At 71.9% G+C, this 23,534-nt stretch carries 25 protein-coding genes and 1 other RNA gene; 22 read left to right on the forward strand and 4 right to left on the reverse strand.

Features of this window, described 5'->3' with window-relative positions; all coding sequences use genetic code 11:
* Positions 1–90 precede the first annotated feature (90 nt).
* The 18 genes from AC162C_RS06790 (at position 91) to AC162C_RS06875 (ending at position 15,924) form a co-directional block, all read left to right on the forward strand.
* Positions 91–402, forward strand: coding sequence for a hypothetical protein (locus AC162C_RS06790; protein WP_462973488.1), 312 nt, complete (start codon positions 91–93; stop codon positions 400–402).
* Positions 386–703 carry a hypothetical protein gene (locus AC162C_RS06795; RefSeq protein ID WP_462973489.1) on the forward strand — a complete coding sequence of 106 codons (318 nt, stop codon included), beginning with the start codon at positions 386–388 and terminating at the stop codon, positions 701–703. The genes AC162C_RS06790 and AC162C_RS06795 overlap by 17 nt, the downstream gene beginning before the upstream one ends.
* A 23-nt stretch (positions 704–726) precedes the next feature.
* Entirely contained in the window at positions 727–1,512 is a 786-nt protein-coding gene (locus AC162C_RS06800) for an FAD:protein FMN transferase (protein WP_484096893.1), read from the forward strand.
* Positions 1,509–2,090 (forward strand): ferric reductase-like transmembrane domain-containing protein, encoded by a 582-nt coding sequence (locus AC162C_RS06805; protein ID WP_462973491.1) that lies wholly within the window; start codon positions 1,509–1,511, stop codon positions 2,088–2,090. The genes AC162C_RS06800 and AC162C_RS06805 overlap by 4 nt, the downstream gene beginning before the upstream one ends.
* A 9-nt stretch (positions 2,091–2,099) precedes the next feature.
* Positions 2,100–2,369 (forward strand): hypothetical protein, encoded by a 270-nt coding sequence (locus AC162C_RS06810; RefSeq protein ID WP_484096894.1) that lies wholly within the window; start codon positions 2,100–2,102, stop codon positions 2,367–2,369.
* A gap of 62 nt (positions 2,370–2,431) precedes the next feature.
* Entirely contained in the window at positions 2,432–3,100 is a 669-nt protein-coding gene (locus tag AC162C_RS06815) for a double zinc ribbon domain-containing protein (RefSeq protein ID WP_484096895.1), read from the forward strand.
* A gap of 32 nt (positions 3,101–3,132) precedes the next feature.
* Positions 3,133–3,501 (forward strand): ribosome hibernation-promoting factor, HPF/YfiA family, encoded by a 369-nt coding sequence (hpf, locus tag AC162C_RS06820; RefSeq protein ID WP_462973494.1) that lies wholly within the window; start codon positions 3,133–3,135, stop codon positions 3,499–3,501.
* A gap of 56 nt (positions 3,502–3,557) precedes the next feature.
* Positions 3,558–3,998 carry a hypothetical protein gene (locus tag AC162C_RS06825; RefSeq protein ID WP_462975457.1) on the forward strand — a complete coding sequence of 147 codons (441 nt, stop codon included), beginning with the start codon at positions 3,558–3,560 and terminating at the stop codon, positions 3,996–3,998.
* Between the two features lie 486 nt (positions 3,999–4,484).
* Positions 4,485–7,148, forward strand: coding sequence for a preprotein translocase subunit SecA (gene secA / locus AC162C_RS06830; protein ID WP_484096896.1), 2,664 nt, complete (start codon positions 4,485–4,487; stop codon positions 7,146–7,148).
* A gap of 68 nt (positions 7,149–7,216) precedes the next feature.
* A complete protein-coding gene (locus AC162C_RS06835) occupies positions 7,217–7,861 on the forward strand; it encodes a phosphatase PAP2 family protein (RefSeq protein ID WP_484096897.1) in 645 nt (214 codons plus the stop codon).
* Positions 7,836–8,414, forward strand: coding sequence for a GNAT family N-acetyltransferase (locus AC162C_RS06840; RefSeq protein ID WP_484096898.1), 579 nt, complete (start codon positions 7,836–7,838; stop codon positions 8,412–8,414). Before AC162C_RS06835 ends, AC162C_RS06840 begins: the two co-directional genes overlap by 26 nt.
* 82 nt (positions 8,415–8,496) lie before the next feature.
* Positions 8,497–9,601 (forward strand): peptide chain release factor 2 gene (gene prfB, locus AC162C_RS06845; RefSeq protein WP_484096899.1). Its coding sequence is split into 2 segments (ribosomal slippage): positions 8,497–8,577 and positions 8,579–9,601, totalling 1,104 coding nucleotides; the frame shifts between segments, so codons are not numbered across the junction.
* A 232-nt stretch (positions 9,602–9,833) separates the two neighbouring features.
* Positions 9,834–10,517 carry a cell division ATP-binding protein FtsE gene (gene ftsE / locus AC162C_RS06850; protein WP_484096900.1) on the forward strand — a complete coding sequence of 228 codons (684 nt, stop codon included), beginning with the start codon at positions 9,834–9,836 and terminating at the stop codon, positions 10,515–10,517.
* Complete coding sequence (gene ftsX, locus AC162C_RS06855) at positions 10,514–11,386, forward strand: permease-like cell division protein FtsX (protein ID WP_484096901.1); 873 nt, start codon at positions 10,514–10,516, stop codon at positions 11,384–11,386. Before ftsE ends, ftsX begins: the two co-directional genes overlap by 4 nt.
* Positions 11,387–11,594: 208 nt before the next feature.
* On the forward strand, positions 11,595–13,151 hold the full coding sequence (locus AC162C_RS06860) for a helicase-related protein (protein WP_484096902.1): 1,557 nt from the start codon (positions 11,595–11,597) through the stop codon (positions 13,149–13,151).
* 119 nt (positions 13,152–13,270) lie between these two features.
* Positions 13,271–13,669 carry a cyclic nucleotide-binding domain-containing protein gene (locus AC162C_RS06865; protein ID WP_462973504.1) on the forward strand — a complete coding sequence of 133 codons (399 nt, stop codon included), beginning with the start codon at positions 13,271–13,273 and terminating at the stop codon, positions 13,667–13,669.
* A gap of 15 nt (positions 13,670–13,684) precedes the next feature.
* Positions 13,685–14,158, forward strand: coding sequence for an SsrA-binding protein SmpB (smpB, locus tag AC162C_RS06870; RefSeq protein ID WP_462973505.1), 474 nt, complete (start codon positions 13,685–13,687; stop codon positions 14,156–14,158).
* 8 nt (positions 14,159–14,166) lie between these two features.
* Positions 14,167–15,924, forward strand: a complete 1,758-nt coding sequence (locus AC162C_RS06875; RefSeq protein WP_484096903.1) for a M3 family oligoendopeptidase — start codon at positions 14,167–14,169, stop codon at positions 15,922–15,924.
* Positions 15,925–15,939: 15 nt separating this feature from the next.
* Here AC162C_RS06875 and AC162C_RS06880 read toward each other — a convergent pair whose 3' ends face one another.
* Complete coding sequence (locus tag AC162C_RS06880; RefSeq protein WP_484096904.1) at positions 15,940–16,371, reverse strand: hypothetical protein; 432 nt, start codon at positions 16,369–16,371, stop codon at positions 15,940–15,942.
* Between the two features lie 82 nt (positions 16,372–16,453).
* Positions 16,454–17,374, reverse strand: coding sequence for an N-acetyltransferase family protein (locus AC162C_RS06885; protein WP_484096905.1), 921 nt, complete (start codon positions 17,372–17,374; stop codon positions 16,454–16,456).
* 98 nt (positions 17,375–17,472) lie between these two features.
* On the opposite strand from AC162C_RS06885, the gene AC162C_RS06890 reads away from it, so the two are divergent.
* Genes AC162C_RS06890 through AC162C_RS06900 form a run of 3 tightly spaced genes read left to right on the forward strand, consistent with a single transcriptional unit; the run spans position 17,473 to position 21,124 of the window.
* Positions 17,473–17,940, forward strand: coding sequence for a (2Fe-2S)-binding protein (locus AC162C_RS06890; protein WP_484096924.1), 468 nt, complete (start codon positions 17,473–17,475; stop codon positions 17,938–17,940).
* Positions 17,937–20,285 carry a xanthine dehydrogenase family protein molybdopterin-binding subunit gene (locus AC162C_RS06895; RefSeq protein ID WP_484096906.1) on the forward strand — a complete coding sequence of 783 codons (2,349 nt, stop codon included), beginning with the start codon at positions 17,937–17,939 and terminating at the stop codon, positions 20,283–20,285. The genes AC162C_RS06890 and AC162C_RS06895 overlap by 4 nt, the downstream gene beginning before the upstream one ends.
* Positions 20,282–21,124: an FAD binding domain-containing protein gene (locus AC162C_RS06900; RefSeq protein WP_484096907.1), complete on the forward strand. Its 843-nt coding sequence runs from the start codon at positions 20,282–20,284 to the stop codon at positions 21,122–21,124. Before AC162C_RS06895 ends, AC162C_RS06900 begins: the two co-directional genes overlap by 4 nt.
* A gap of 154 nt (positions 21,125–21,278) precedes the next feature.
* Here the strand turns inward: AC162C_RS06900 and AC162C_RS06905 are convergent, their stop codons facing one another.
* Positions 21,279–22,244, reverse strand: a complete 966-nt coding sequence (locus AC162C_RS06905) for an AAA family ATPase (protein WP_484096908.1) — start codon at positions 22,242–22,244, stop codon at positions 21,279–21,281.
* Between the two features lie 135 nt (positions 22,245–22,379).
* Between AC162C_RS06905 and ssrA the strand changes: the two genes are divergently transcribed.
* Positions 22,380–22,743: a transfer-messenger RNA gene (gene ssrA, locus AC162C_RS06910) on the forward strand.
* 37 nt (positions 22,744–22,780) lie between these two features.
* On the opposite strand, the gene AC162C_RS06915 is transcribed toward ssrA, so the two are convergent.
* Positions 22,781–23,518, reverse strand: coding sequence for a hypothetical protein (locus AC162C_RS06915; protein ID WP_484096909.1), 738 nt, complete (start codon positions 23,516–23,518; stop codon positions 22,781–22,783).
* Between the last annotated feature and the right edge of the window lie 16 nt (positions 23,519–23,534).

The raw sequence follows: 23,534 nt of genomic DNA on the forward strand, positions 1-23,534 counted from the left end.
GGTCTTTCCCGGCCGTCCGTACCGTCGGAGACGACGCGACGACCGGAGGGACCGAAGATGACGCGACCACATGCACTTGCAGTGAGCCTGATGACCGGCGCGGCGACGATCGCGGGCGTCGTCGCGCTCTCGCGAACCGTCGCCCTCGGCGAGCAGGCCTCCTCGCCGGACGAGGCGCGCATCGAGCAGCGCGCAACCGCACTCGACCGCGCCGAGGCGGCGATCGCGCGACTCGACGCCAGCGTCCCGCCCGACGTCGTCGCCGCGCCGGCTCCGACCCCCGCGGAGCAGCCACCGGCCGTGACCGTCCGCGTCGCCGACCGGGCGATCCCCGTCGTCGAGCACGACGACGACGACGAGTCGGAGCACGTGAGCGAGGACCACCATGAGTGGGACGACTAGCCTCGGCCGCGCCTACGTCACCGCCGGCACGCTCCTCGTCTTCCTCGTGCTGTGGGCCGTGATCGCCGCGAGCCCGTGGGCGTCCGGCGGGCGGAGCCAGGCGCTGGCGGCGCTCGACCGGCGCGAGGCGCTCGTCCGGCAGCGGGCGGCGCTCGCGGAGCAGCGTCACGCGGCGCGCTGGGCCCGCTTCCGGGCCGCGGTCGAGGCCGCGGGCAACCGTCCCAACCGCCCGGCCGCCGTCGCGCAGCCGCAGGTCCGCATCGTCCCGCTGCCACCCGTCGCCACGACACGGAGCTCGTGATGGTCACGAGGACGTTTCGGGCGATGGGGACGACCGTCGAGCTGCGCGTCGACGCGCCCCCGGGGCCAGACGTCGACGCGGCGCTCGGGCGCGCCGTCGGCGTGTTCGGCGGCATCGAGCGGACGTGCTCGCGCTTCGACCACACGTCGGAGCTCTCACGACTCAACGCCAGCGGCGCGGCATGGGTCTCGCCGGTGCTCGCCGAGCTCGTGCGTCTCGCGCTCGACGCCCGCGAGCGGACGGACGGCCTCTTCGACCCGACGGTCCACGATGCCGTCGTCGCCGCCGGGTACGACCGCACCTTCGAGGAGATCGAGGCGACCGAGGAGCGGCCGCCCGCTCGGGTCGGAGGCGGCGTCGAGCTCGACGGCGACCGGGTCGTCCTCGAGCCGGGGGCACGCATCGACCTCGGTGGGATCGCGAAGGGGTACGCCGTCGACAACGCCTGCGACGTCCTGGCCGCGGTCGGGCCGTGCCTGGTCGACGCCGGGGGTGACATCCGTGTGCGTGGCCGATGGGCCGTCGCGGTCGAGGACGGCCCGACGCTCGAGCTCGCGGACGCCGCCGTCGCGACGTCCGGGCGCGACCGGCGGGCCTGGCAGGCGGGGTCGATCGCGGCGCACCACCTGATCGATCCCCGGACCGGGCGGCCGTCCATCACCGAGACACTCAGGGCGACGGTCGTCGCGGCGACGGCGGTCGAGGCCGAGGTGCTCGCGAAGGCGGCCTTCCTCGGCGCGCCCGTGGACGCGCCGACCGTCCTCGTGCTCGAGGACGGTCGCGTGATCGTGGGCGGTGGCCTGGCGTGAGGAGCGACCCGACGTTCTGGATCCTCGCCCGCACCGCCGGGCTGACGGCGTACCTCCTCCTGACGGCGTCGATGCTCGCGGGCCTGACGTTGAAGGGCAGGATGCTCGGCCGTGCGGTCAAGGCGTCGTCGATCACCGACGTCCACCGCGTGCTCGCGCTCGCCGGTCTCGGTGCGATCGGCCTCCACGGCGTCGCGCTCGTGCTCGACGCGACCGTGAAGGTGACCCCGCTCGCGCTGCTCGTCCCCGGCCTCGTCGACTACCGGTCGTGGTGGGTCGGTGTCGGGGTCGTGGCCGGCGAGCTGATGGCCGTCGTCGCGGCCTCCTTCTGGGCCCGGCCGTGGATCGGCGTCAAGGCCTGGCGCGCCGTGCACTGGCTCTCCTACGGGGCGTTCGTGCTCGCCTCCGCGCACGGCCTGCTGGCGGGATCCGACTCCGGGCGCCCGTGGGCGATCGCGATCTACGCCGGCGCAGCCGGCTCGATCACGATGGCGACGGCGTGGCGTGCGCTCGGCCGCAGGCCCCGCGCGGCGCGGGCGCCGCGCACCGTGCACCGGCCCGCTGCCGACACCGCCTAGGCTTCCGGCGTGCAGCTCGGTCGCGTGATCGCCTTCGCAGTGGCCCTGACGGCACTCGCCGCCGTCGGCTCCGCCGTCGCGCTCCTGCTGCTGTCGACGATCGGCGGCGTGCCAGCCGACGATCCGGTCGGTCGGCTGCGCCCGGTCGCGTCCGTCCCGGGTCGAGTGACGACGGAGACGACGACGCCCCTGCCCTCGACCGAGACGACGACCGTCGAAGACGACGACCACGGCGGCGGCGGCCGCGACGACGAGCGGCCCGACGAGGACGACGACTAGGGGTGGAAGGCGGCCCGATTCCGGCACGGTGAGGTCACACTCGCCCGCCTAGGCTCGTCGACATGGCGCCGTGGTGGCTCCTCTTCCCGCAGCACTGCGCCGTCTGCGACATGCCCGGGGCACCCCTCTGCGGCCGCTGCCGTCATCGGCTCGTCCCGCTTCGTCCCCCGGTCTGCGCCCGCTGTGGCGCCCCCGGCCCCTGGCCCGTGCGCCGCTGCGTCGAGTGCGCGGGACGCCGGCTCCCGTTCGCGACGGCCCGGGCGGCCGTGGTCTACGACGAGGTCGCCCGGCGGCTCGTCCGGGTCTGGAAGGACGGAGGCCGTCGCGACCTCGCCGCGGTCGCCGCAGCGATCGTCGCCGACGTCGTCGGGCGTCCCGTGGCCGACGTGCTCGCGGCCGTCCCGTCCGACCCGGAGCGCCGCCGAGCGAGAGGGCATGCGCCGGCCGAGATGCTGGCAGCGCGCCTTGCCGTCCCGTGGGGCGTCCCGGTCGCCCGGCTGCTCCGGCGCACGCGACGGGTCGACCGCCAGACGGGGAGATCGGCCGAGGAGCGGAGGGCGAACGTCCGCGGGGCGTTCGCGGCGACGGGGCCCGTGCCGGCCGCCGTGTGCCTCGTCGACGACGTCTACACGACCGGGGCCACCGCCTCCTCGTGCGCCTCCGCGCTCCGTCGAGCCGGTGCGCAGCGCGTCGAGGTCGTGTGCTTCGCGAGGACGTTGCGCTCCGGGTAGAGTCGAGGAAGAGTCCGGCAAAGGAGGCAACGATGCGTCTGCAGGTGACCGTGCGGCACGGGTCGGTGAGCGACTCGGTGCGCAGCTACGTCGAGCGCAAGCTCGCGAAGCTCGAACGGCGGATCCACGACGCGACGCTGATCGAGGTCGTGCTCGACCGGGAGGCGAACCCGAAGATCGTCGACGACCACGTCGTCGAGGCCACCATCTACACGAAGGGCCCGACACTCCACGGGCGCGAGGCGGCCACCACCTACGAGGCCGCGACGGACGTGCTCGTGGACAAGCTCGAGCGCCAGGTCGGCCGGTACCGCGACAAGCGCGTGCTCGAGCGGCGCCGTCGCCCGGCGGAGGCCGCGGCCGAGCTCCCCGTGCCGGCGGAGGAGGAGCCGTCGTCCTGAGCGGCCGGCTCCCACACGATCCCGGCCCGCACTGGGGCGAGGTCGGGATCCACGGGATGCATCGGCAGCGCGAGTGGGACGAGGTGATCACGGTCCCGGGCCCGACCGAGCCGGGAGCGGAGGCCCATCTCGTCGTGCTCGGCCCGGATCAGGTCGTCGTCGAGGAGGGTTCGTCCGCGGTCGACCCCGCGGCGCTCGTCGCCGAGCTGCGCACGCCGCCGCCGTACCGCGCGTGGGTGGTACACGGCGGCGACGGACGGTGGGGCGTCGCCGCGCGACGGCTCCACGTCGTCCAGCTGTCGACGGATCCCGGTGCCGACGAGGTCGAAATCGTCTGGGACGGGGTGGAGCGCGTCGTCCGGGTCGACGGTGTGCGCACGGCGGTGGTCGCCGTCGAGGAGCTCGAGGCGATCGGGCGGCGGCGCTTCCCGGCGTTCGTCGTCACCGCGCACCGGATCGTGGGCGACCGCTGGGAGGTCGACGTCGCACCGCTCTGAGTGCGGCCGGACGGGTCAGCCGGCGTCGAGCGTCTCGGTCGCGCGCCGCTCGACGACCGCGAGGAGCGCGGCACCCGAGGTCTCCCTCCCGGACGACGGCGTCTCCCGCCGCCACCTCGAGCTCCGCGGCGATCTCGGCGATTCGCGCGCGCCGATCGGCCTCGAGCTCCGAGGGTGATCGCCTCGAGGCGATCAGCGTTCGCGCGAGCGAGCGCAGACGCGTGCTCGTCGCCAGGCGGTGACGATCCGGAGAGCAGGTGGGTGATCCGCGCGGGGTGCACGACACGCCGCCTCGAGGCAGTGAGCGCATCCGACGGGCGGCCGGGCGCGCCCGGCCGCCCGGCGGGGAGGGTGCCGGTCGCGGAGGGGCGCGGTCGGCGGCGAACACCATCCGGTCAGACACTGTGTGCCCCGGGCGTCGTTAGGGTTGGGTGAAGCCGTGAGACGGCTGCCGTTCCTGCGAGGCCAGCCGCTACCCTCTCCCAGATGCCAACGCAGAACTTCGGACGGTTCGAGAAGGTCCTTCGTCTTGGGGAAGGGCGACGTGTCAAGCGGCTTGCGGAGCAGGCGGCGTACATCACGTCGCTCGAGCCGGACTTCGAGGGCCTCGGTGACGCCGACCTCAGGGCGAAGACCGCCGAGTTCCGCCAACGCCACGAGAACGGCGAGTCGCTCGAGGAGCTGCTCTTCGAGGCGTTCGCCGCCGTCCGGGAGGCGCGCAGGCGAGAGTCCGGTCAGCGGCTCTTCGACGTGCAGCTGATGGGCGGCATCGTCCTCCACGAGGGCGACATCGCGGAGATGAAGACGGGCGAGGGCAAGACCTTCGTCGCGAGCCTGCCGCTCTACCTGAACGCCCTCACCGGCGACAACGTCCACCTCGTCACCGTCAACGACTACCTGGCGAAGCGAGACGCGGAGTGGAACCGCGGCGTCTACGACCGGCTCGGAGCGACCGTCGGCTCGATCCAGAACATGATGCCGTTCGCGGAGCGGCGCGTCGCCTACGGAGCGGACATCACCCACGGGACGAACTCCGAGTTCGGCTTCGACTACCTGCGCGACAACATGGCGGTCTCGCTCGACGGCGTCGTGCAACGCAGGCACGTGTATGCGATCGTCGACGAGGTCGACTCGATCCTCATCGACGAGGCACGGACGCCGCTGATCATCTCCGGCGAGCCGGAGACGGCCGCCAAGACGTACTACGACTTCGCGCGCGTCGTCAAGGAGCTGACCGGCGCGCCGCTCACCCGCAAGAGCGCGAAGGGCGAGGACGAGACGGAGCTCTCCGGCGCCGACTACCTCTACGACGAGAAGTTCAAGACGGTGTCGCCGGCGCAGTCGGCGATCGACGTCGTCGAGCGTGCGCTCCGGATCGACAACCTCTACGACCCGCGCAACGTGCAGCTCGTGAACCACCTGATCCAGGCGCTCAAGGCGCAGTCGCTGTACAAGCGCGACGTCGACTACGTCGTACAGGACGGCGAGGTGAAGATCGTGGACGAGTTCACCGGCCGGATCATGGAGGGGCGCCGCTGGAGCGAGGGGCTGCACCAGGCGGTCGAGGCGAAGGAGGGTGTGCGGATCCGCGAGGAGAACGTCACGCTCGCGACGATCACGCTCCAGAACTACTTCCGGCTCTACGAAAAGCTCGCGGGCATGACCGGAACGGCGAAGACCGAGGAGAAGGAGTTCGTCGAGATCTACGGGCTGCACGTCGTCGAGATCCCGACGAACGTCGCGGTCGCCCGCGACGATCGCAACGACCTGATCTTCAAGACACGGGACGCGAAGTGGCACGCGGTGATCGACGACATCGTCGAGCGGCACGAGCACGGGCAGCCGGTGCTCGTCGGCACGATCGCGGTCGAGACGTCCGAGTACCTCTCGGAGCTGCTGACGCGTCAGGGCGTCCCGCACAACGTCCTGAACGCGAAGGAGCACGAGCGCGAGGCCGAGATCATCCAGCACGCCGGTGAGGCGGGCGCCGTCACGATCGCGACGAACATGGCCGGTCGCGGCGTCGACATCAAGCTCGGTGACGGCGTGGTGGAGGCCGGCGGGCTCTACGTGCTCGGCACGGAGCGACACGAGTCACGACGGATCGACAACCAGCTGCGTGGACGCTCGGGCCGCCAGGGAGACCCCGGGGCGACGCGGTTCTACCTCTCCGCCCAGGACGACCTCGTGCGCCTCTTCGCCGGCGACCGGATCCAAGGGATCATGAACCGGTTCAAGATCCCGGAGGACCAGCCCATGGAGGCCTCGATCCTCTCGCGGCAGATCGAGAACGCGCAGAAGAAGGTCGAGGAGCAGAACTTCGTGATGCGCAAGAACGTCCTCAAGTACGACGACGTCATGAACACGCAGCGGATGGTCATCTACGAGCAGCGCCGGCGCGTGCTCGAGGGTGACGACCTCTCCGGCGAGATCCGCGAGTGGATCGAAGAGGTGGTGTCGGCGACCGTGTCGCACTTCACCGAGTCCGAGGAGCTCGGCGAGTGGGACATTCCCGGGCTCGTGGCGCAGATGACCTCGCTCTACGGCTCCGACATCACCGTCGACGAGCTCCGGGAAGAGGTCGAGCTGGCCCGCGAGGCGCTCACCGAGGAGTTCGTCGAGGACGCCCTCGACACCTATGCCGAGCGCGAGCAAGAGTTCAGCCCCGAGCTGCTGCGCGAGATCGAGCGGTTCGTGATCCTCCAGGTCGTCGACGCCCGCTGGCGCGAGCACCTCGAGGCGATGGACTACCTGCGCGAAGGCGTCCACCTGCGGGCGATGGCGCAGAAGGACCCGCTCGTCGAGTACCGCGGCGAAGGGCACGCGATGTTCGAGGTGCTCGGGCGAACCGTGCGCGAAGAGGTCGTGACGACGCTCTTCCACGTGCAGCTGCAGCCCGAAGAGGCGGAGCAGCTCCAGCCCGTGGAGGCCCCCAAGCAGCTCGCCTACGAGCACGAGACCGCAGCCGGGGCGGACGTGATCGCCGCAGCGGGTGTCGGCGCCGGGATGGGGGCCGCCGGGGCGACCGCCCTCGCCGCGGCGCCTGCGCCGGCCCAGCAGCAGGTCGTGAACGAGCACCGCGACATCGGGCGCAACGATCCCTGCTGGTGCGGCTCGGGCAAGAAGTACAAGCGCTGTCACGGCGCCTGAGCGACGTTCCGGCGCCGCGGCGCGGCGACGACTCCACCTGACGGCGGCCGTCCCTGCATAGTTGCCCCATGGGTCGGCAACGCCTCGTGCTCGTGCTCGTCGCGGCTGCCGCGCTCGTCGGCTTCGCGGTGCTCGCGGCGGCCGTCACCAGGGGGTGGGCGATCGTCGACGTCGACCGGGAGGTCGCCGAGTGGGTGGCCGGCGAGATGCCCGGGTGGGCCGAGTGGCTCGCCCGGCCGTTCAGCTGGCTCGGCGGGTGGATCGGCATCACGGCCACCTCCGTCCTGCTCGTCGGCGGGCTGGCGCTCGGTGGGCGCCTGTGGGACGCGGCCTGGGTCGCGGTGGGCGTCTCGGGGATCCAGGTGCTCACGGCGTTGACGAAGGCGGGCTACGACCGCCCTCGGCCGGAGGAGGGGAGCCCGATCCCGCTCCCGTCGTCGGCGTCCTTCCCGAGCGGGCACGCATCCGGTGCGGCCGTCACCGCGGGCATCGTCGCGGCGCTCGTGGCAGAGCGTTGGCCGCGGCGCCGGGGTGTCGCCTGGGCCGCGGCGGCGGCGGTCGCCCTCGGAGTGGGAGCGAGCCGGGTCGTCCTCAACGTGCACTACGTCAGCGACGTGGTCGCCGGCTGGTGCCTCGGCGTCGTCTGGCTGGCCGCCCTCCTGATCGTGCGGGATGCTGTGCGGGGACGTGACCGGACCGTCATCCGATCGTGAGGGCGTCGTCAGCGTCGAGGCCTTCGGCCCGGATCGGCGCGACGACTTCCGCCGGCTGCACTCGTCCGCCAACGGGGCCGGCTGGTGCCGATGCGTCGCCTGGTGGGTGCCGACCTGGGAGGGGTGGGGGCTGCGCTCGGCCGAGGAGAACGCCGGCCTCCGCGAAGCGCTCTGCGACGCCGGTGTGTACGACGGGCTCCTCGCCTATGCCGGGCGCGAACCGATCGGCTGGTGCCAGGTCGGGCCACGCGATCGCCTCGCGAAGCTCGTCCGCGAGCTCGAGCTCGAGCCCGATGCCCGCGTGTGGGCCGTCACCTGCCTCCTCGTGGCCCCGCCGTGGCGGCGGAGAGGCGTCGCCCGTGCCCTCCTCGACGGGGCGATCGACCACGCGCGGGCCGCCGGCGCCGCCCGGCTGGAGGCGTACCCGCGACGTGTCGCCGACGATCCCACCGAGATGTGGACGGGCCCGGTGCTCCTGTACGAGCAGGCCGGGTTCGTCGTCGGCGGCGGCGAGCGTCGATGCGTGGTGTCGCTGGAGCTCCCGGCCCCCTAGGCCGACCCGCTCGCTGCGTCCACGGACGCGCCCGCCGTCGTCGCCCCGGTGCGCGCCCGACGCTGCCGATACGATCGGCACGATGACCGACGCCGTCCACGCATCCGTCGCGGAGCAGCTCGAGGAGCTCGGGGCCCGGCTCGCCTGGGTCCGTGACTACCTTTGACCCCGTAGCGCTGACCGCACGGGTGGCCGAGCTCGAAGCGGCGATGGGCGCGCCGGGGTTCTGGGACGATCAGGCCGGGGCGGCGACGATCTCGCGCGAGCACGCCCGGGTGACGCGGACGCTGGATCGCTGGGAGCGACTGCGGCGCGAGGTGTCGGACGCGGCCGAGCTCTTCGAGCTCGACCCGACGCTCGAGGACGAGGTCGCCGAGCAGCTCGATCCCGTGCGTGCAGAGCTCGATCGGCTCGAGGAGGAGGCCCTGTTCACCGGCGAGTACGACGCCGGCGACGCCGTCGTCTCGATCACCGCCGGAACCGGTGGCACCGACGCGCAGGACTGGTCGGAGATGCTCCTCCGGATGTACCTGCGCTGGGCCGACGTCCGGGGCTTCGACACCGAGCTCGTCGAGGCCAGCCCCGGCGAGGAGGCGGGCCTCAAGTCCGCGACGTTCACGGTGAAGGGCGAGAACGCCTACGGGCTCTTCAAGGCCGAGCGCGGCGTCCACCGGCTCGTCCGGCTCTCCCCGTTCGACGCCGCCCACCGCCGGCACACGGCGTTCGCGCAGGTCGTCGCCGCGCCGCTGCTCGGCGAGGCGGCGGAGGTCGAGGTCGACGAGAGCGACCTCCGCGTCGACACGTACCGGGCGTCCGGGGCCGGCGGCCAGCACGTGAACAAGACCGACTCCGCGGTGCGGATCACGCACCTCCCGACCGGGATCGTGGTGCAGTGCCAGAACGAGCGCTCGCAGACCTCGAACAAGGCGACGGCGATGCGGATCCTCCGCAGCCGGCTGGCCGAGCTCGCAGAGGAGGAACGCGAGGCGACACTCGCCCGGGAGCGCGGCGCCAAGCAGGACGTCGGCTTCGGGAGCCAGATCCGCTCGTACGTGCTCCACCCCTACCAGCTCGTCAAGGATCACCGGACGGACGTCGAGGTCGGGAACGCCCAGGGCGTGCTCGACGGAGCACTCGACGAGTTCGTCCACGCCTACCTGCTCGCGCGGGCCGCCGGCAAGACGTAGGCGGCGGGAGCGGCGGGCCGCACGGCCCGCTGGGAAGTCGTCCGGGAGGACTCGGCTACACTGGAGCGAATCGGAAACCGGAGCGGCCACGGGGCCGCCTGACTTCTTCCATCCGGTGCAAGACGAGTCTCTCCAGACGGACACCACGACACACGGGGTCGCCGGCGCGACGGCTCTCGCGGAGCCGCGCGGCGACGGCGCGGACGATCCCGGCCGCTCCAGCGGCGCATCGATGATCGTCTTCGAGGACGTGCGGAAGGTCTACGAGCCCGACGTGACGGCGCTCGCCGGCGTGTCGTTCGTGATCGACAAGGGCGAGTTCGTCTTCGTCGTCGGGCCGTCCGGGTCGGGGAAGTCGACGATCATCCGCCTGCTCCTGAAGGAGCTCGAGCCCACGCGCGGGAGGATCATCGTCGGGGGACGCGACCTCGGGCGGCTCAAGCGGTCGAAGGTCTCGCTCCTGCGTCGGAACGTCGGGTGCGTCTTCCAGGACTTCAAGCTCCTCCGCGACCGGAGCGCATACGAGAACGTCGCCTACGCGCTCCGCGTCCAGGGTGAGCCGACCGGCGCCGTCCGCAAAAAGGTCCCGGAGGTGCTCAACCTCGTCGGGCTCGCCCACAAGATGGGCTCGAAGCCGGACGAGCTCTCCGGGGGCGAGCAGCAGCGCGTCTCGATCGCGCGCGCCGTCGTCAACCACCCGCCGCTCCTGATCTGCGACGAGCCGACCGGGAACCTCGATCCCGACACCTCGGTGGGGATCATGCAGCTGCTGCACCGGATCAACACGGCCGGGACGACGATCCTGATGGTCACCCACGACCGCGAGATGGTCGACAAGATGCGCAAGCGCGTGATCGCCCTCGACGGCGGCCGCATCGTGCGGGACGAGCGCCGCGGAGGATACGAGACCGGATGACGCGGTTCCGCCTCGTCATCGCGGAGGCCGTGCGGTCGATGCGCGCCAACCTCTCGACGTCGTTCGCGGCGACGATGACCGTCCTCATCGGCATGTTCCTCCTCGGGCTGCTGATCGCGCTCGGCACCTGGGTCGTCTCGTGGTCGGATCACGTGAAGAGCCAGCTCGAGGTGAAGGTCTTCTTCGTCGAGGAGGTGAAGCCGAAGCAGGTGAACGCAGTCCGCGTCTACCTCGAGAAGGACCAGCGCGTGAGGGAGTTCCGCTTCGTCTCGAAGGCGGACGCGCTCAAGCAGATGCAGAAGAAGTACCCCGAGCTCACGGCGAACCTGCCGTCGAACCCCCTTCCCGCCTCGTACGAGATCGCGCCGAGGCGCGCCGAGGAGGTGAAGGCGATCGCCACCGACCTCCGCGCGCAGAAGTTCGTAGGTGTCGAGCGCATCAAGGACGGCCAGCAGACGTCGAAGCGGATCCTCCAGGTCGCCCGCGTGATCGAGGCCGTGTTCCTCGTCGCCGTCCTCGTCCTGCTCGCAGCGTCGGTCCTGCTGATCGCGAACACGATCCGGCTCTCGATCTTCTCCCGGCGCAGGGAGATCGAGGTGATGAAGCTCGTCGGGGCGACGAACTGGTTCGTCCGCGGTCCATTCATGCTCGAAGGGTTGCTGTGCGGCGCCGTCGGGGCGGCTGCGGCGGTCGTCCTCCTCCTGCTCGGGAAGGAGATCGCGCTGCCCGCGATCCTCGGACACATCGACACGTCCGACGACGTCCGCGCCCTCGGGTTCACCCTCACCGCGCTCATCCTGGTCGGCGTCGGGCTGGCCGTCGGTGCCCTCGGCTCCGGAATCACGCTGCGGCGCTACCTCCGCGTCTGACGGCGGCGCGGTGACGGGTGCGGAGAGGTCGGGGGGCGCGGCCCGCGCCGTCGGCGTTGCCGGCGGGCAACGTGAGGCCGTCGGCCGTCCGGGACGCGGGTAGCGTTCGGCGGTGCCCGGAAGGCGGAGAGGATCGCGCCGGCCGCCGAAGCGGCCGAGCCGCGCGCAGCGACACGCGCGTGCGGGGGACGCGTACCGTCGCGCCGCGGTGAAGCGCGCGGAGCGTCGGATCGAGATCCGCCTGCCGACGCGGCGCAGCGAGCCCGAGTCGATCGTCGCCCATCTCGGCCCGACGAACTCGGGGAAGACGTACGAGGCGTTGCGCTTCCTCGCCGAGACGGGTCGGGGCGTCTACGCCGGGCCGCTGCGCATGCTCGCGCAGGAGGCGCACCGCCGCCTGGCGGGAGAGCTCGGAGCCGAACGCGTCGGCCTCGTCACCGGCGAGGAGCGGGTCAACGAGCGTGCGCCGATCCTGTGCTGCACGGTCGAGATGGCACCGTCCGCCGGCGAGGTGCTGGTACTCGACGAGGTGCAGTGGGCGGACGACGAGGAGCGCGGCGCGGCGTGGACCCGGCTCATGCTCTCGGGTGAGTACCGCCACCTCCGGATCCTGGGCGCTCTCGATGCCCTCCCCCTCGTGGAGCGCGCATTCCCGGGGATCGAGCTCCGGATCTTCGAGCGCAAGCTGCCGCTCGAGTGGGTCGGCGAGCGCGCACTCCGCGCGCTCGAGCCGGGCACGGTCGTCGTCGCGTTCAGCCGCAAGGCCGTGCTCGCGCTCGCGGGGGAGGTGCACCGTCTGCATCCCGACCGCGTCGCCGTCCTGTACGGCGCGATGCCGCTCGCCTCACGGCGGGAGGAGATCGACCGCTTCCTGCACCGCCAGGCCGACGTCTGCGTCGCCACCGACGTCCTCGGTCACGGCGTCAACCTGCCCTGCGAGACGGTGCTCTTCGCCGAGACGACGAAGTTCGACGGCGAGCAACGACGCGACCTGGAGCCGTGGGAGCTCGCCCAGATCGCCGGCCGCGCCGGGCGCTTCGGCCTCGTGGAGCGCGGTCACGTCGGCGTGCTCGTCGGCCTCGGGTGGGCGAAGGCCGACCCCGAGCTCGTGCGGGGAGCGCTCGAGCCCCACGTGCTCCTCCCACACGGGCACCATGCCTACCGGGTCGTCGACGAGGCCCGCATCGGCCCTCGGCTCGCCGACCTCAACGTCGACGACCCGCGTGACCTCGACGCGGCGCTGGCCGCCTGGCATCGTGTCGCAACGAGGCAGTGGGCTCACGAGAGCTGGCTCGCAGTCGAGTCGCTCGCGCCGATCCGTGGCCGCCTCGCCGTCGTCCAGCGGCACCTCGCCGGACGCGGTCGCAGGCTCTCCCTCGCCGACACCTGGACGCTCGTCAACGCGCCGATCGACGAGGACGCGGCGGAGATCCTCGGCATCCTCGCGCTCGCCGTCGCCGGTGACAGGTCGCAGCGCCCCGTCCTGCAGTGGCTTCTCGACGTGTCCCGCCTCCGCGATGCCTCTCTCGAGCAGGCCGAGGAGGCCGGGCGGCTGGCGGGCATCCTGCGGTGGTTCGCGCTCCAGTTCGAGGGCGTCGGCGGCGTGACGATCGAGAGGGCGGCTGCCCTCGAGGAGGCGGCTGCCGCACGGGTCGTGGCGCGGCTGAAGGTCGAGGTCGGTGCCGGCACGATCGGCCGCTGCCGCTCGTGCGGCAGCTCGTGCGCGCCCTGGTTCCCGCTCTGCGATCGCTGCGCGCGCGGGTAACGAGCCCGGGCCTCTCCGACGCGCCGCCCGCAGGCGACCGGGCGAGCGTCCCGTCGCTCGCGCCCGGGCCCCCGGCGGTGCACGGCGCCGTCGGGTGCGCGCGTGATAGAACCGGGCACATGACCAGCGACGAGATCCGCGGGATCCCCCTCTTCGCCGGGCTGAGCGACGCGGGAGTCGATCGGGTGAACGACCACGCCGCGGAGCTCGAGGTGGCCGCGGGACAGATCCTGGCGCTCCCGGGAGACATCGGATCGGGGATGTTCGTCGTGCTCGACGGCACCGTCGTCGTGGAGCTCCGCGGCGGCCCGATCGAGCTCGGTCCCGGAGAGCCCGTCGGGGAGCTCGCGCTGATCGCTCCGGACGTGTCCCGGATCGCGCGCGTCCGCGCGAGGACGCCGGTGCGGTGCCTCGGGCTGGCCCGAGACGACTTCCTCGACCTGCTCGAGAGCGAGCCGTCGTTCGCGCTCGCCCTCCTGCGGACGCTCGCTGCCCGCCTCGCTGCGACTCCGGCGTAGCGCGCCGGCGCTGCCGTGTCGACGAAGGGTGGGAAGACGGGCGTCACGCTCATCGCCGACAATCGTCGGGCGCGGTTCGACTACGAGCTGCTCGACCGGGTCGAGGCGGGTGTCGTGCTCACGGGGACCGAGGTCAAGTCCCTGCGAGAAGGTCGGGTCACGCTCGCTCACGCGTACGCCGACATCCGCGACGGCGAGGCGTGGCTGGTCGGCGCCTCGATCGACGAGTACGCGCAGGGCACCGTCGGCGCCCATCGGCCCGAGCGCGATCGCAAGCTGCTCCTGCACCGGCGCGAGATCGACTCGCTGCACGGGAAGGTGCGCGAGAAGGGGCTGACGCTGATCCCGACCCGGATCTACTTCAAGGACGGCCGTGTGAAGGTCGAGCTGGCCGTCGCCCGGGGACGCGAGAAGCTCGACAAGCGCCGCGTGATCGCCGAGCGGGACGCCACGCGGCAGATGGAACGGGCACTGCGACGGCGACGGTAGTGCCGGACGTGTCCGAGCGGAACGGGTCGTCGGCGGAGGGGGTGCGGTGGGAGCTCCGCCGCGTCTTCGCGGACGCCGCGGCGGCGCGGGCCGCGCACGCCGACCTCGTCGCGCGATCCGAGCGACTCGCCGCGGAGGCGTCCGCGATCGACTCGTTGGACGCGCCCGGCGTCAGGCGGCTGCTCGACGAGGCGAGCGAGCTGGCGGAGCTCCGGGACGTCCTCGACGAGTCGTTCGGCTATGCCGGCCTGCGGCTCCACGCCGATCTCGGGGACACCGAGGCGCTCGACCTCGCAGCGGAGGGCGAGACGCCGCTCGCAGCGGCCCGCGACGCTCTGCGGTCGGTCGCCGCCGCCGTCGGCAACCGGCCGTCGCTCGCGGGCGACCAGGCGCTCGGCCACTACCGTCACTGGGTCGAGCATCAGGTGGCGCTGGCCGGCGCTCGCCTCGATCCCGCCGCCGAGACGGCCTTTGCGGCCCGCCGCTCCAGTGCGTCGATCGCGTGGGGAAGGCTCTCACAGGACGTTCTCACCGCCGCGTCCGTCCCGTTCGACGACGGCGGCGGAGAGCGGGAGGTGGGCGTGGTCGAGCTGCGCCTGCTCCGCCACCATGCCGAGCGCGGCGTTCGTCGTCGCGCGACCGAGGCGCTCGACGCCGTCTACCGCGCCAATGCCCCCGTGATGGCCGCCTGTCTCGACGCGGCCGTGGCCGACCGGCTCGTCGAGGATCGGCTCCGCGGCCGCGACGACCCGATGGCGGAGACGCTCGCGATCGACGAGGTCGACCGCGGCACGGTGGACGCCGTGATCGCTGCGACCGAGGAGCGCGTCGACGTCCTCCAGGACTGGTACGAGCGCAAGCGGCTCGCGCTCGGAGTGGAGCAGATCGAGCCCTGCGACCGGTTCGGCGCCGTCACCGACGACGTCCCGCCGATCTCCTGGGACGATGCCGTGAACGCCTGCGAGTCGGTGCTCGACGAGCTCTCACCCGGCCTCGGCAAGCACGCTCGCGCGGTCGTCGACGCGAACGGCATCGACGCCGAGCAGCGTCGCGGCAAGAGCGGCGCGATCTTCTGTGCCCCGCTTCCGGTCGACCGCGGCACCTACGTGTTCCTCACCTACCTCGACTCCGCGAAGGGGGCGGCCGACCTCGCGCACGAACTCGGGCACGCCGTCCACTACGAGGTCGCGAAGCGGGCGCTCCCCTGGCTGGTCGCAGTCGAGCCGGCGTCGGCCGCGTTCTTCGAGGTGCCGTCGACGCTGGCGGAGATCCTCGTTGCGGAGCGCCTCGCCGCGACGATCGGCGGCGAGCACGGGAAGGCGGTGATGCGCGAGGCGCTCGAGTCCACCCTGTCGCTCCTGTACGAGGCGGCCGTGCTGACCCGCTTCGAGCAGGATGCGTGCCGAGCCCGGGGCGAGGGCGCCGCCCTCACGCCGGCGGTGATCGAGCGGCTCTGGCTGGCGCGCGACCGGGCGGTGAGCGGGCCGCTCGCGGAGCCGCTCGGCGTCATGAGCTGGCCGCACCCCTTCCAGGCGCGCTTCTACGGCTACCAGTACACGTACGCGACCCTCGCGGCCCTGTGCCTCGCCTCCGTCCGCCGCAACGACCCACCCCGCTTCGCGCGCGACTACGTGGCGATGCTCGAGGCGACGGGGACGGGCCCGCCCGCCCAGCTCCTCGCAGGCTGCGGCCTCGACGTCGGCACCGCCGACACGTGGCATCGCGGGTTCGACGAGCTCGCCCGGCTGTGCGAGCTCGCGTGGTAGCCCCCGCCCGTCACCTCAGGCGATCACCGGCCGGTGCGTCCCGTGCCACGCATGCCGGAGTGTCGACGCCGCCCACAGCGCGACGACCGACGCGATCAGCAGCGAGAGCGGTGTGCGCGACCCACTCGCGAGCGCCCAGACCCCGAACGCGAGCGCACAGGCGCCGACGACCGAGAGGAGCATTGCGGTCGGCTCCATCCTCGCGCCCGCGCCGACGTCGCTCGCCACGGAGCCCAGGCTGCAGGTCGCAAGGCCGAGCACCAGGATCGCGCCGGCGGCCCAGCGGTAGCTCGAGCCGACCAGCCAGACGTCCCAGGACTGGATCGCCGCCAGGTACGTCAGTGCCGCGAGCGCCGTGAGCACGGTCGCGACTGCATCCCTCCCCGAGAGTGTCACGAGCCTCACCTCCTTCCACCACCACTCTTCCAGTGGCCGGGCGGGCGTCATCGGGGAGATCGCCGATCCCCCGGTCGCGGTTCCCCACGGCTCCGGGCACGCCGAGGCCCGGGGCTCTCCGGTGGTCGGGCGGCTAGTCGATGCTGGCGATCGTCGTTCGCAGCACGACCGAGCCCGGCTCGACGCGGTAGCCGTGCCCCTCGTTGAGCCGGCGGATCGGCTCGTTCCGAGCCTCGTTCGTGGTCACGAGCCGCGCATATCCGCACCGTTTCGCCCAGGCGATCTGCGACCGCTTCAGGGCGCCGGCGATACCGCGGCGGCGCCAGGCGCGCGCAACGGCGGTGAGGTCGTGGTACGCCTCCCGGGACATCGAGGACGGGAGGGAGAGCTTCGCGTAGCCCACCACGTCGTCCCCGGCGAGGGCGACGAACACCGCCTCCGGGCGGTCGGAGAGGCCCCGCATGTCGTGGTCGAGCCAATGCTCGAAGGACGGCAGCGCGTTGTGCTCCTCGCCTGGAATGTCGGGCTCCGACTCCGCGTAGACGGCGTAGAGCTGGTGCTCGATGCCGGGTCGCTCCGCCCAGCTCGTGATCTCGATTCCCGGCGGTGGTTCGATCGCGGGCGCCTCGATCGTGCCGAGGTCGAGGACGAGCCGGGAGTTCCGCCCGACCTCGCGGAAGCCGCGCTGGTCGGCCCAGGCAAGGCTCGCCTGGTCGTCCTCGGCGACTGCGGTCTCGACTGCCGCGCACCCGCGGTCGGCGGCCCACCGCATGAGCTCGCGGTAGAGCTGCTCGCCGATCCCGTGGCCCCGTGCCTCCGGGAGCGTCCACGCCTCGACGTATGCGGTGCCGGGGCTCGTGTGCCAGCCCACGATCCCGATGCCTGCGCCGACGGGCCTGTCGTCCTCGGTCGCGACGAGCCACGTCATGTCCTCGGCCTGCTGCCGCCAGTCGATCAGGCCCTCGGCGGTGGCGGGGTCGGAGCGGACGACGGCGTTGCGGACGGCGACCAGCCCGTCCAACTCCGCGACGTCGACGGCGGCGATCTCCACCACGGGGTCAGTGTATGCGTCGGGGGCCGGTGCTTGGTGAGATCGATCGGGGCGAGGTAGATTCGGTCTGCCGAGAGCCAACGAAAGGAGGCACGAGGGTGCTGAGACGTATTGGGCTGGGCGTCAACGGGACGCGTCACGAGCTCGACGTCGAGCCGCGCGAGCTGCTCGCCTACGTCCTGCGCGAGCGCCTGGGACTGACGGGAACCGTCGTCGGCTGCGACACGTCGTCGTGTGGTTCGTGCACCGTGCTCGTCGGCGGCGAGTCCGTGAAGTCGTGCACGATGCTCGCGGTCCAGGCCGACGGAGGCGAGATCACGACGATCGAGGGCCTCGCGGCCGCCGACGGGTCGCTGCATCCGGTGCAGCAGGCGTTCCATGATCACCACGCGCTGCAGTGCGGCTACTGCACGCCGGGGATGGTGATGGCCGCGGTGTCGTTGATCTCCGCCGGGGACGCCGGCAGCGAGGAGCAGGTGCGGGAGGGGCTCGAAGGGAACCTCTGCCGCTGCACCGGGTACCACAACATCGTGAAGGCCGTCCTGGCCGCGGCGGAGTCTGGGTCATGAGCGCCGCGGACCCCTTCGTCGGCGCACCCGTCAAGCGCAAGGAAGACCGGTCGCTCCTGACCGGGAGCGGGAGCTTCGTCGACAACATGACGGCGGTGGGCATGGTCTGGATGGCCGTCGTCCGCAGCCCGTACGCGCATGCGCGCATCTCCGGCGTCGATCTCGAGGCCGCACGCGCCGCGGACGGCGTCGTCGCGGTGTTCAGCGGCGCCGAGCTCCGCGACACATGGGCTGGATCGCTCCCGTGCGCGTGGCCCGTGACCGAGGACATGAAGAGCCCGCCCCACTACCCGCTCGCGGCCGACGAGGCGCGCTACCAGGGTGACGGGGTCGCCGTCGTCCTCGCGGAGACGCGTGCGCTCGCGCGGGACGCCGCCGAGCTCGTGACGGTCGACTACGAGCCGCTCGAGGTCGCGATCGACGTGGAGCGTGCACTCGAAGCGGGATCACCGCTCGTCCACGACGACCTCGGAACCAACGAGTGCTATGTGTGGACGCTCGCGACGGACGCGTTCGATGCGGCGCTCGACCAGGCCGACGTCGTCGTCACCCGCCGCTACCGCCTCCCGCGGCTGATCCCGAATGCGATGGAGCCGCGTTCGGTTCTCGCGCAGCCGGGCGCCGCGGGAGAGGTGACGCTCTACTCGGCGACGCAGATCCCGCACATCCTGCGCTTCGGCCTCTCGGTCACGACCGGGATCCCCGAGGCGAAGCTCAGGGTCGTCGCCCCGGACGTCGGCGGGGGCTTCGGGTCGAAGCTGGACGTGTACGCGGAGGAGGCGCTCGCCGTCGTTCTGGCGCTCCGGCTCGGGCGGCCCGTGAAGTGGACGGAGGAGCGTTCGGAGAACTACGTCGCCACGATCCACGGCCGGGACTTCGTCACGGACTTCACGTTCGGTGCGACGCGGGACGGGAAGATCACGTCCGTCAAGGCCGACGTCAAGGCCTCGATGGGCGCGTACCTGCAGCTGGTCACACCCGGCATCCCATTGCTCGGCGCCTGGATCTACGCCGGCCCGTACGACATCCCGAACTACAGCGTCACGTTCACCGGCGTGTTCACGAATGCGACGCCGACCGACGCCTACCGCGGCGCCGGTCGTCCCGAGGCGACGTACGTGATCGAGAGGACGATGGACGCGCTCGCGGCCGAGCTCGGCATCGACCGCGTCGAGCTGCGGCGGCGGAACTTCATCACCGAGTTCCCGAAGCAGCTCTCCTCGGGACTGACGATCGACTCGGGCGACTACCACGCGTCGCTCGACAAGCTGCTGGAGATGCTCGATCTCGACGCTCTCCAGGCCGATCAGGCGGCGAGGCGCGAGCGCGGTGACGTGAAGCAGATCGGTGTCGGCTTCTCGACGTACAACGAGATGTGCGGGCTCGCGCCGTCGCGCATCCTCGGGGCGATCCGCTACGTGGCGGGTGGCTGGGAGAGCGCGACGATCCGCTTCCAGCCGCTCGGCTCGGTCCAGGTCGTGACGGGCACGTCGCCGCACGGCCAGGGGCACGAGACCGCGTGGGCGCAGATCGTCGCCGATCAGCTGGGTGTCGACGTCGACGCCGTCGAGGTCCTCCACGGGGACACGGCCGTCTCCCAGCACGGTCTCGACACGTACGGGAGCCGCTCCCTCCCGGTGGGCGGCGTCGCGCTCTGGCATGCGAGCCAGAAGGTGATCGACAAGGCGCGCTCGATCGTGGCTCACCAGCTCGAGGTCGCGCCGGACGACCTCGAGTTCTCGGCCGGGACGTTCTCGGTGAAGGGCTCGCCGGATCGGTCGATGACGATCCAGGCGGCCGCCTTCGAGGCGTTCACCGCACACAACCTGCCCGACGGCATGGAGCCCGGGCTCGAGGAGACGGCGGTCTACGACCCGCCGAACTTCTCCTGGCCCGCGGGGGCGCATGCGGCGGTGGTCGAGGTCGACACCGAGACGGGTGACACCCGCCTCGTCCGCTACGTCGCCGTCGACGACGTCGGGACGGTCGTCAATCCCCTGATCGTCGATGGGCAGATCCACGGTGGCATCACGCAGGGCATCGCCACGGCCCTGTTCGAGGAGGGCGTCTACGACGACCACGGGAACCTCCTGAACACGACGATGGCGACGTATCTCGTGCCGTCCGCGGCGGAGCTCCCGTCGTTCGAGACGGAGCTGACGGAGACGAAGAGCCCGACGAATCCGCTCGGTGTGAAGGGGGTGGGGGAGACGGGGACGATCGCGGCGGCGCCGGCTGTCGTCAATGCGGTGCTCGACGCCCTGTCGCATCTGGGCGTGACCGACGTCCAGATCCCCACGTCACCGGAACGCGTCTGGCGCGCGATCGAGGAGGCACGACAATGATCCCGGCACGCTTCGACTACGAAGTCGCGGAGAGCGTCGAGCACGCGGTGTCCCTGCTCTCCGGGAACGGCGACACGAGGCTGCTCGCCGGGGGCCAGTCCCTCCTGCCCGCGATGCGCCTTCGGCTCGCGCGACCGTCGCTCCTGGTGGACATCGGGCGGCTGGACGACCTGTCGTACGTCCGCGACGCCGGGACGCACGTGGCGATCGGTGCCCTCACGCGCCACCAGGACGTCGCCCGCGACCCGCTCCTGGCCGAGGCGTGTGGTCTCGTGTCGCACGCGGCGGGACGCGTCGGCGACCACCAGGTGCGGCACCGCGGGACGATCGGCGGTGCGATCGCCTACGGTGACCCGGCGTCCGACCTCGCCGCCGTGGCGCTCGCGGTCAACGCGGAGCTCGTCGTCCGCGGTCCGGACGGCGAGCGCACGATCCCGGCCGACGCCTTCTTCACGGGGCCGTTCGAGACGGCGCTCGGGCCGGCCGAGATGCTCGTCGAGGTACGGGTGCCGAAGCTCGCGGCGACGACCGGCTGGGCGTACGAGAAGGCCCACCGCCGATCCCAGGACTGGGCGACGGCGGGAGTGATGGTCGTCGTTCACCGCTCGGACGGCGGCGTGGACGCGGCGTCGATCGCGCTCGTGAGCATGGGCGGCACGCCGCTCCGCGCCGGCGCGGCGGAAGACGCGCTCTCAGGTGGGGGGTCGCCGTCCGAGGCGGCCGCGCTCGTCGTCGAGGGCACCGAGCCGTCGACCGACCACGCGGGCTCGGCGGAGTATCGAGCTCATCTCGCGCAGGTGCTGGCGATGCGCGCGATCGAGCAGGCGCTCGCGGGATGAGGCATGTGGGCGTCGGGCGTCAGCCCGACGCCCGGCTCCTCTCCGCCGCGGCGAGCGGCTTCGCCGAACCTCGCCCTGTGCCGTCCGGGGGCTGGGCGCTCAGATCCGAGCGCCCAGGTCCGAGCGCCCTCCGGTTGCAGAAGGGACGTCCCCGTCAGACGGGCGTCGGCACCGACGCCATCGCCTGCTGCAGGACCTCGTCCGCGGTCGTTCCCTCGCAGATCAGTCGGTGGCGAACGACGAACGGCGCCATGGCGCGGACGTCGTCGATCGTCGCCGTGTCGCGGCCGTCGAGCCTGGCGTTGGCCTTCGCCGCGCTCATGAGGTGAATCGATGCGCGGGAGCTCGCACCGAGGAGGACGCCGTCGAGCTCGCGCGTGCGCCGGGCGAGGGTGACGACGTAGCGGGCCACGCTCTCGGGGACGATGGTCGCGTCGAGCTCCTGCCGTGCCTTGTCGAGACCGACGATGCCGAGCAGCGGCCGGATCTCGCCGAGCATGTCGGGCGTCACGCCCGTATGCGGAAGGCGCAGCATCTCGACCTCGTCGTCCGCACCGCAGTACTCGAGTTCGATCTTGAACAGGAAGCGGTCGAGCTGCGACTCGGGCAGCGGGAAGATGCCCTCGTGCTCGAACGGGTTCTGGGTCGCGATCACGAGGAACGGGTCGGGGAGCTGGTGCGTCCGCCCGTCCACGGTCACCGTCCGCTCCTGCATCGCCTCGAGCAGCGCCGCCTGGGTGCGGGGCGGAGTCCGGTTGACCTCGTCCGCGAGGAGGACGTTCGTGAACACGGCCCCCTGCATGAACACGGGCTCGCCGGCCTTGACCACGTACGGGCCCGTGATCTCGTCGGGGGATGTGTCCGGCGTGAACTGGATCCGCCTGAAGGTCGCTCCGAGCGCATACGCCATCGCGCGGCTGAGCAGCGTCTTCGCGCTGCCCGGTGGGCCCTCGATGAGGACGTGTCCGCGGGCGAGCGCCGCGACGAGAAGGAGCTCGACTGCCTCCTCCTGGCCGATGACGACCTTCGAGACCTCCGACTTCATCTCCTCGCGCAGGGACGCGAGGCTGTCGTAGGCAGGCTGGGGCAGGTTCATCCGTGCTCTCGCATGGTGTTCCATGCGTCTGAGAGTATTCAGGTATTCCATTCTGTCGCCCCCCGGACGCGGTCGGTCCTGTGGCGTGGTCTGCCGTCGTGTCCCCGCGCGCTGTCGGCGCCGACGAACGCGAGCTACGCTATGGGCGTACACACATACGGGGGCGACCAGGTTTCGACGTGGTCGGTTCTCCGGTCGAATTGCGAGCAGAGGTCGCCGGTCGGCCTCTCAAAACAACCGGCACACACGCAAGTGCGAAGAGCGATCTCGCACTCGCCGCCTAGTCGAACCTAGGTCAGGCGACGTCCCCCTCCGTTCGCCCGAGGCGGAGGACGGGGCGCCAACGATCGGGCTGTGAGCCGAAGGAAGGCTGATCGCCGGAGGCTCGAGAACCACAGGATGAGCTGGCCCGTCGGTGGGGCGTCCGTCTCCGGCCGCCGGGCGAGATCCAAGGCGGACTACGCTCGTAGACGTTCGGTCGGTGCGGCCGCGGACGCGGGTTCGATTCCCGCCGCCTCCACTTTCCCCGTGGTGCGAGTGAGTATCCGACGCCTGGGGGGCTAGCCGCCTGAACGGGCGACCTTGCGGCAGATGAGGAGCGCTTCGATGTAGTCCCAGCGGTAGCGGTCGGGCGCAGATGCGACGCGGTCCTCGAGTTCTCCGAGGAAGGCGGTGAGAAGGCTCGGCGCGCGGTCTTCGCCCTCGCGCGCGAACGCGCGGCGGAGAATCGGCCCGCCCCACGCCGTCACGCTCCGGACGTATCCGCGCGAGAAAACCGCGGGATCGTCGTGCCAGTAAGGATTGTCCAGTCGGAAGAGTTCAGCGCTCTCGAGCTGGAGGCCCGCCACGTGCCCGCCGCCGGCCTCGAACGGAGCCAGCATCTCGTCGAGTGTGCGCATCCAGACGGGGACGACGATTGCGGCGACCGTCCCAGCACCGATGCGCCCTGTGCGGCACCAGTCGGCGAGCAGGTGGTTCATGTCCCGGACGATCTCCGCGTAAAGCCCCGTCCTCTCCGGGTCTCGAGCGGAAGACGCCGGGATCGCGGCGATGAACCGGCCCTCCGGTGCGAGCTCAATCGCGCGCATCTCGAGCAGGCGCTGCCACTCTCGTTCTGCAGCCATACGCCAGGCGCGTCGCTCGCCCTCATCGGTGTGGTCGGGGTAGCCGGGGAAGACGGACCCGGTCGAGGCGAGGACCGCCGAGTCGGCAATCCAGTGCATCGCCGTCCCCGTGACTGCGACGTGCACGCTGCCGGACGGCATGCAAGGCGCCTGCTGGAGTGGGATGCCGGCCATGCTCACGACTGTGGCG

This window comes from Gaiella sp. (assembly GCF_057140465.1).

Coding starts and splice junctions, on each gene's coding strand:
- AC162C_RS06815 (WP_484096895.1), top strand. CDS start 2,432: ATGGCGCCGTGGTGGCTCCTCTTCCCGCAGCACTGCGCCGTCTGCGAC.
- ftsX (WP_484096901.1), top strand. CDS start 10,514: ATGACGCGGTTCCGCCTCGTCATCGCGGAGGCCGTGCGGTCGATGCGC.
- AC162C_RS06895 (WP_484096906.1), top strand. CDS start 17,937: ATGAGCGCCGCGGACCCCTTCGTCGGCGCACCCGTCAAGCGCAAGGAA.
- AC162C_RS06800 (WP_484096893.1), top strand. CDS start 727: ATGGGGACGACCGTCGAGCTGCGCGTCGACGCGCCCCCGGGGCCAGAC.
- AC162C_RS06880 (WP_484096904.1), bottom strand. CDS start 16,371: ATGACGCCCGCCCGGCCACTGGAAGAGTGGTGGTGGAAGGAGGTGAGG.
- AC162C_RS06790 (WP_462973488.1), top strand. CDS start 91: ATGACCGGCGCGGCGACGATCGCGGGCGTCGTCGCGCTCTCGCGAACC.
- ftsE (WP_484096900.1), top strand. CDS start 9,834: ATGATCGTCTTCGAGGACGTGCGGAAGGTCTACGAGCCCGACGTGACG.
- AC162C_RS06865 (WP_462973504.1), top strand. CDS start 13,271: ATGACCAGCGACGAGATCCGCGGGATCCCCCTCTTCGCCGGGCTGAGC.
- AC162C_RS06825 (WP_462975457.1), top strand. CDS start 3,558: ATGCATCGGCAGCGCGAGTGGGACGAGGTGATCACGGTCCCGGGCCCG.
- AC162C_RS06900 (WP_484096907.1), top strand. CDS start 20,282: ATGATCCCGGCACGCTTCGACTACGAAGTCGCGGAGAGCGTCGAGCAC.
- AC162C_RS06915 (WP_484096909.1), bottom strand. CDS start 23,518: ATGGCCGGCATCCCACTCCAGCAGGCGCCTTGCATGCCGTCCGGCAGC.
- AC162C_RS06905 (WP_484096908.1), bottom strand. CDS start 22,244: ATGGAACACCATGCGAGAGCACGGATGAACCTGCCCCAGCCTGCCTAC.
- AC162C_RS06835 (WP_484096897.1), top strand. CDS start 7,217: ATGGGTCGGCAACGCCTCGTGCTCGTGCTCGTCGCGGCTGCCGCGCTC.
- AC162C_RS06795 (WP_462973489.1), top strand. CDS start 386: ATGAGTGGGACGACTAGCCTCGGCCGCGCCTACGTCACCGCCGGCACG.
- hpf (WP_462973494.1), top strand. CDS start 3,133: ATGCGTCTGCAGGTGACCGTGCGGCACGGGTCGGTGAGCGACTCGGTG.
- secA (WP_484096896.1), top strand. CDS start 4,485: ATGCCAACGCAGAACTTCGGACGGTTCGAGAAGGTCCTTCGTCTTGGG.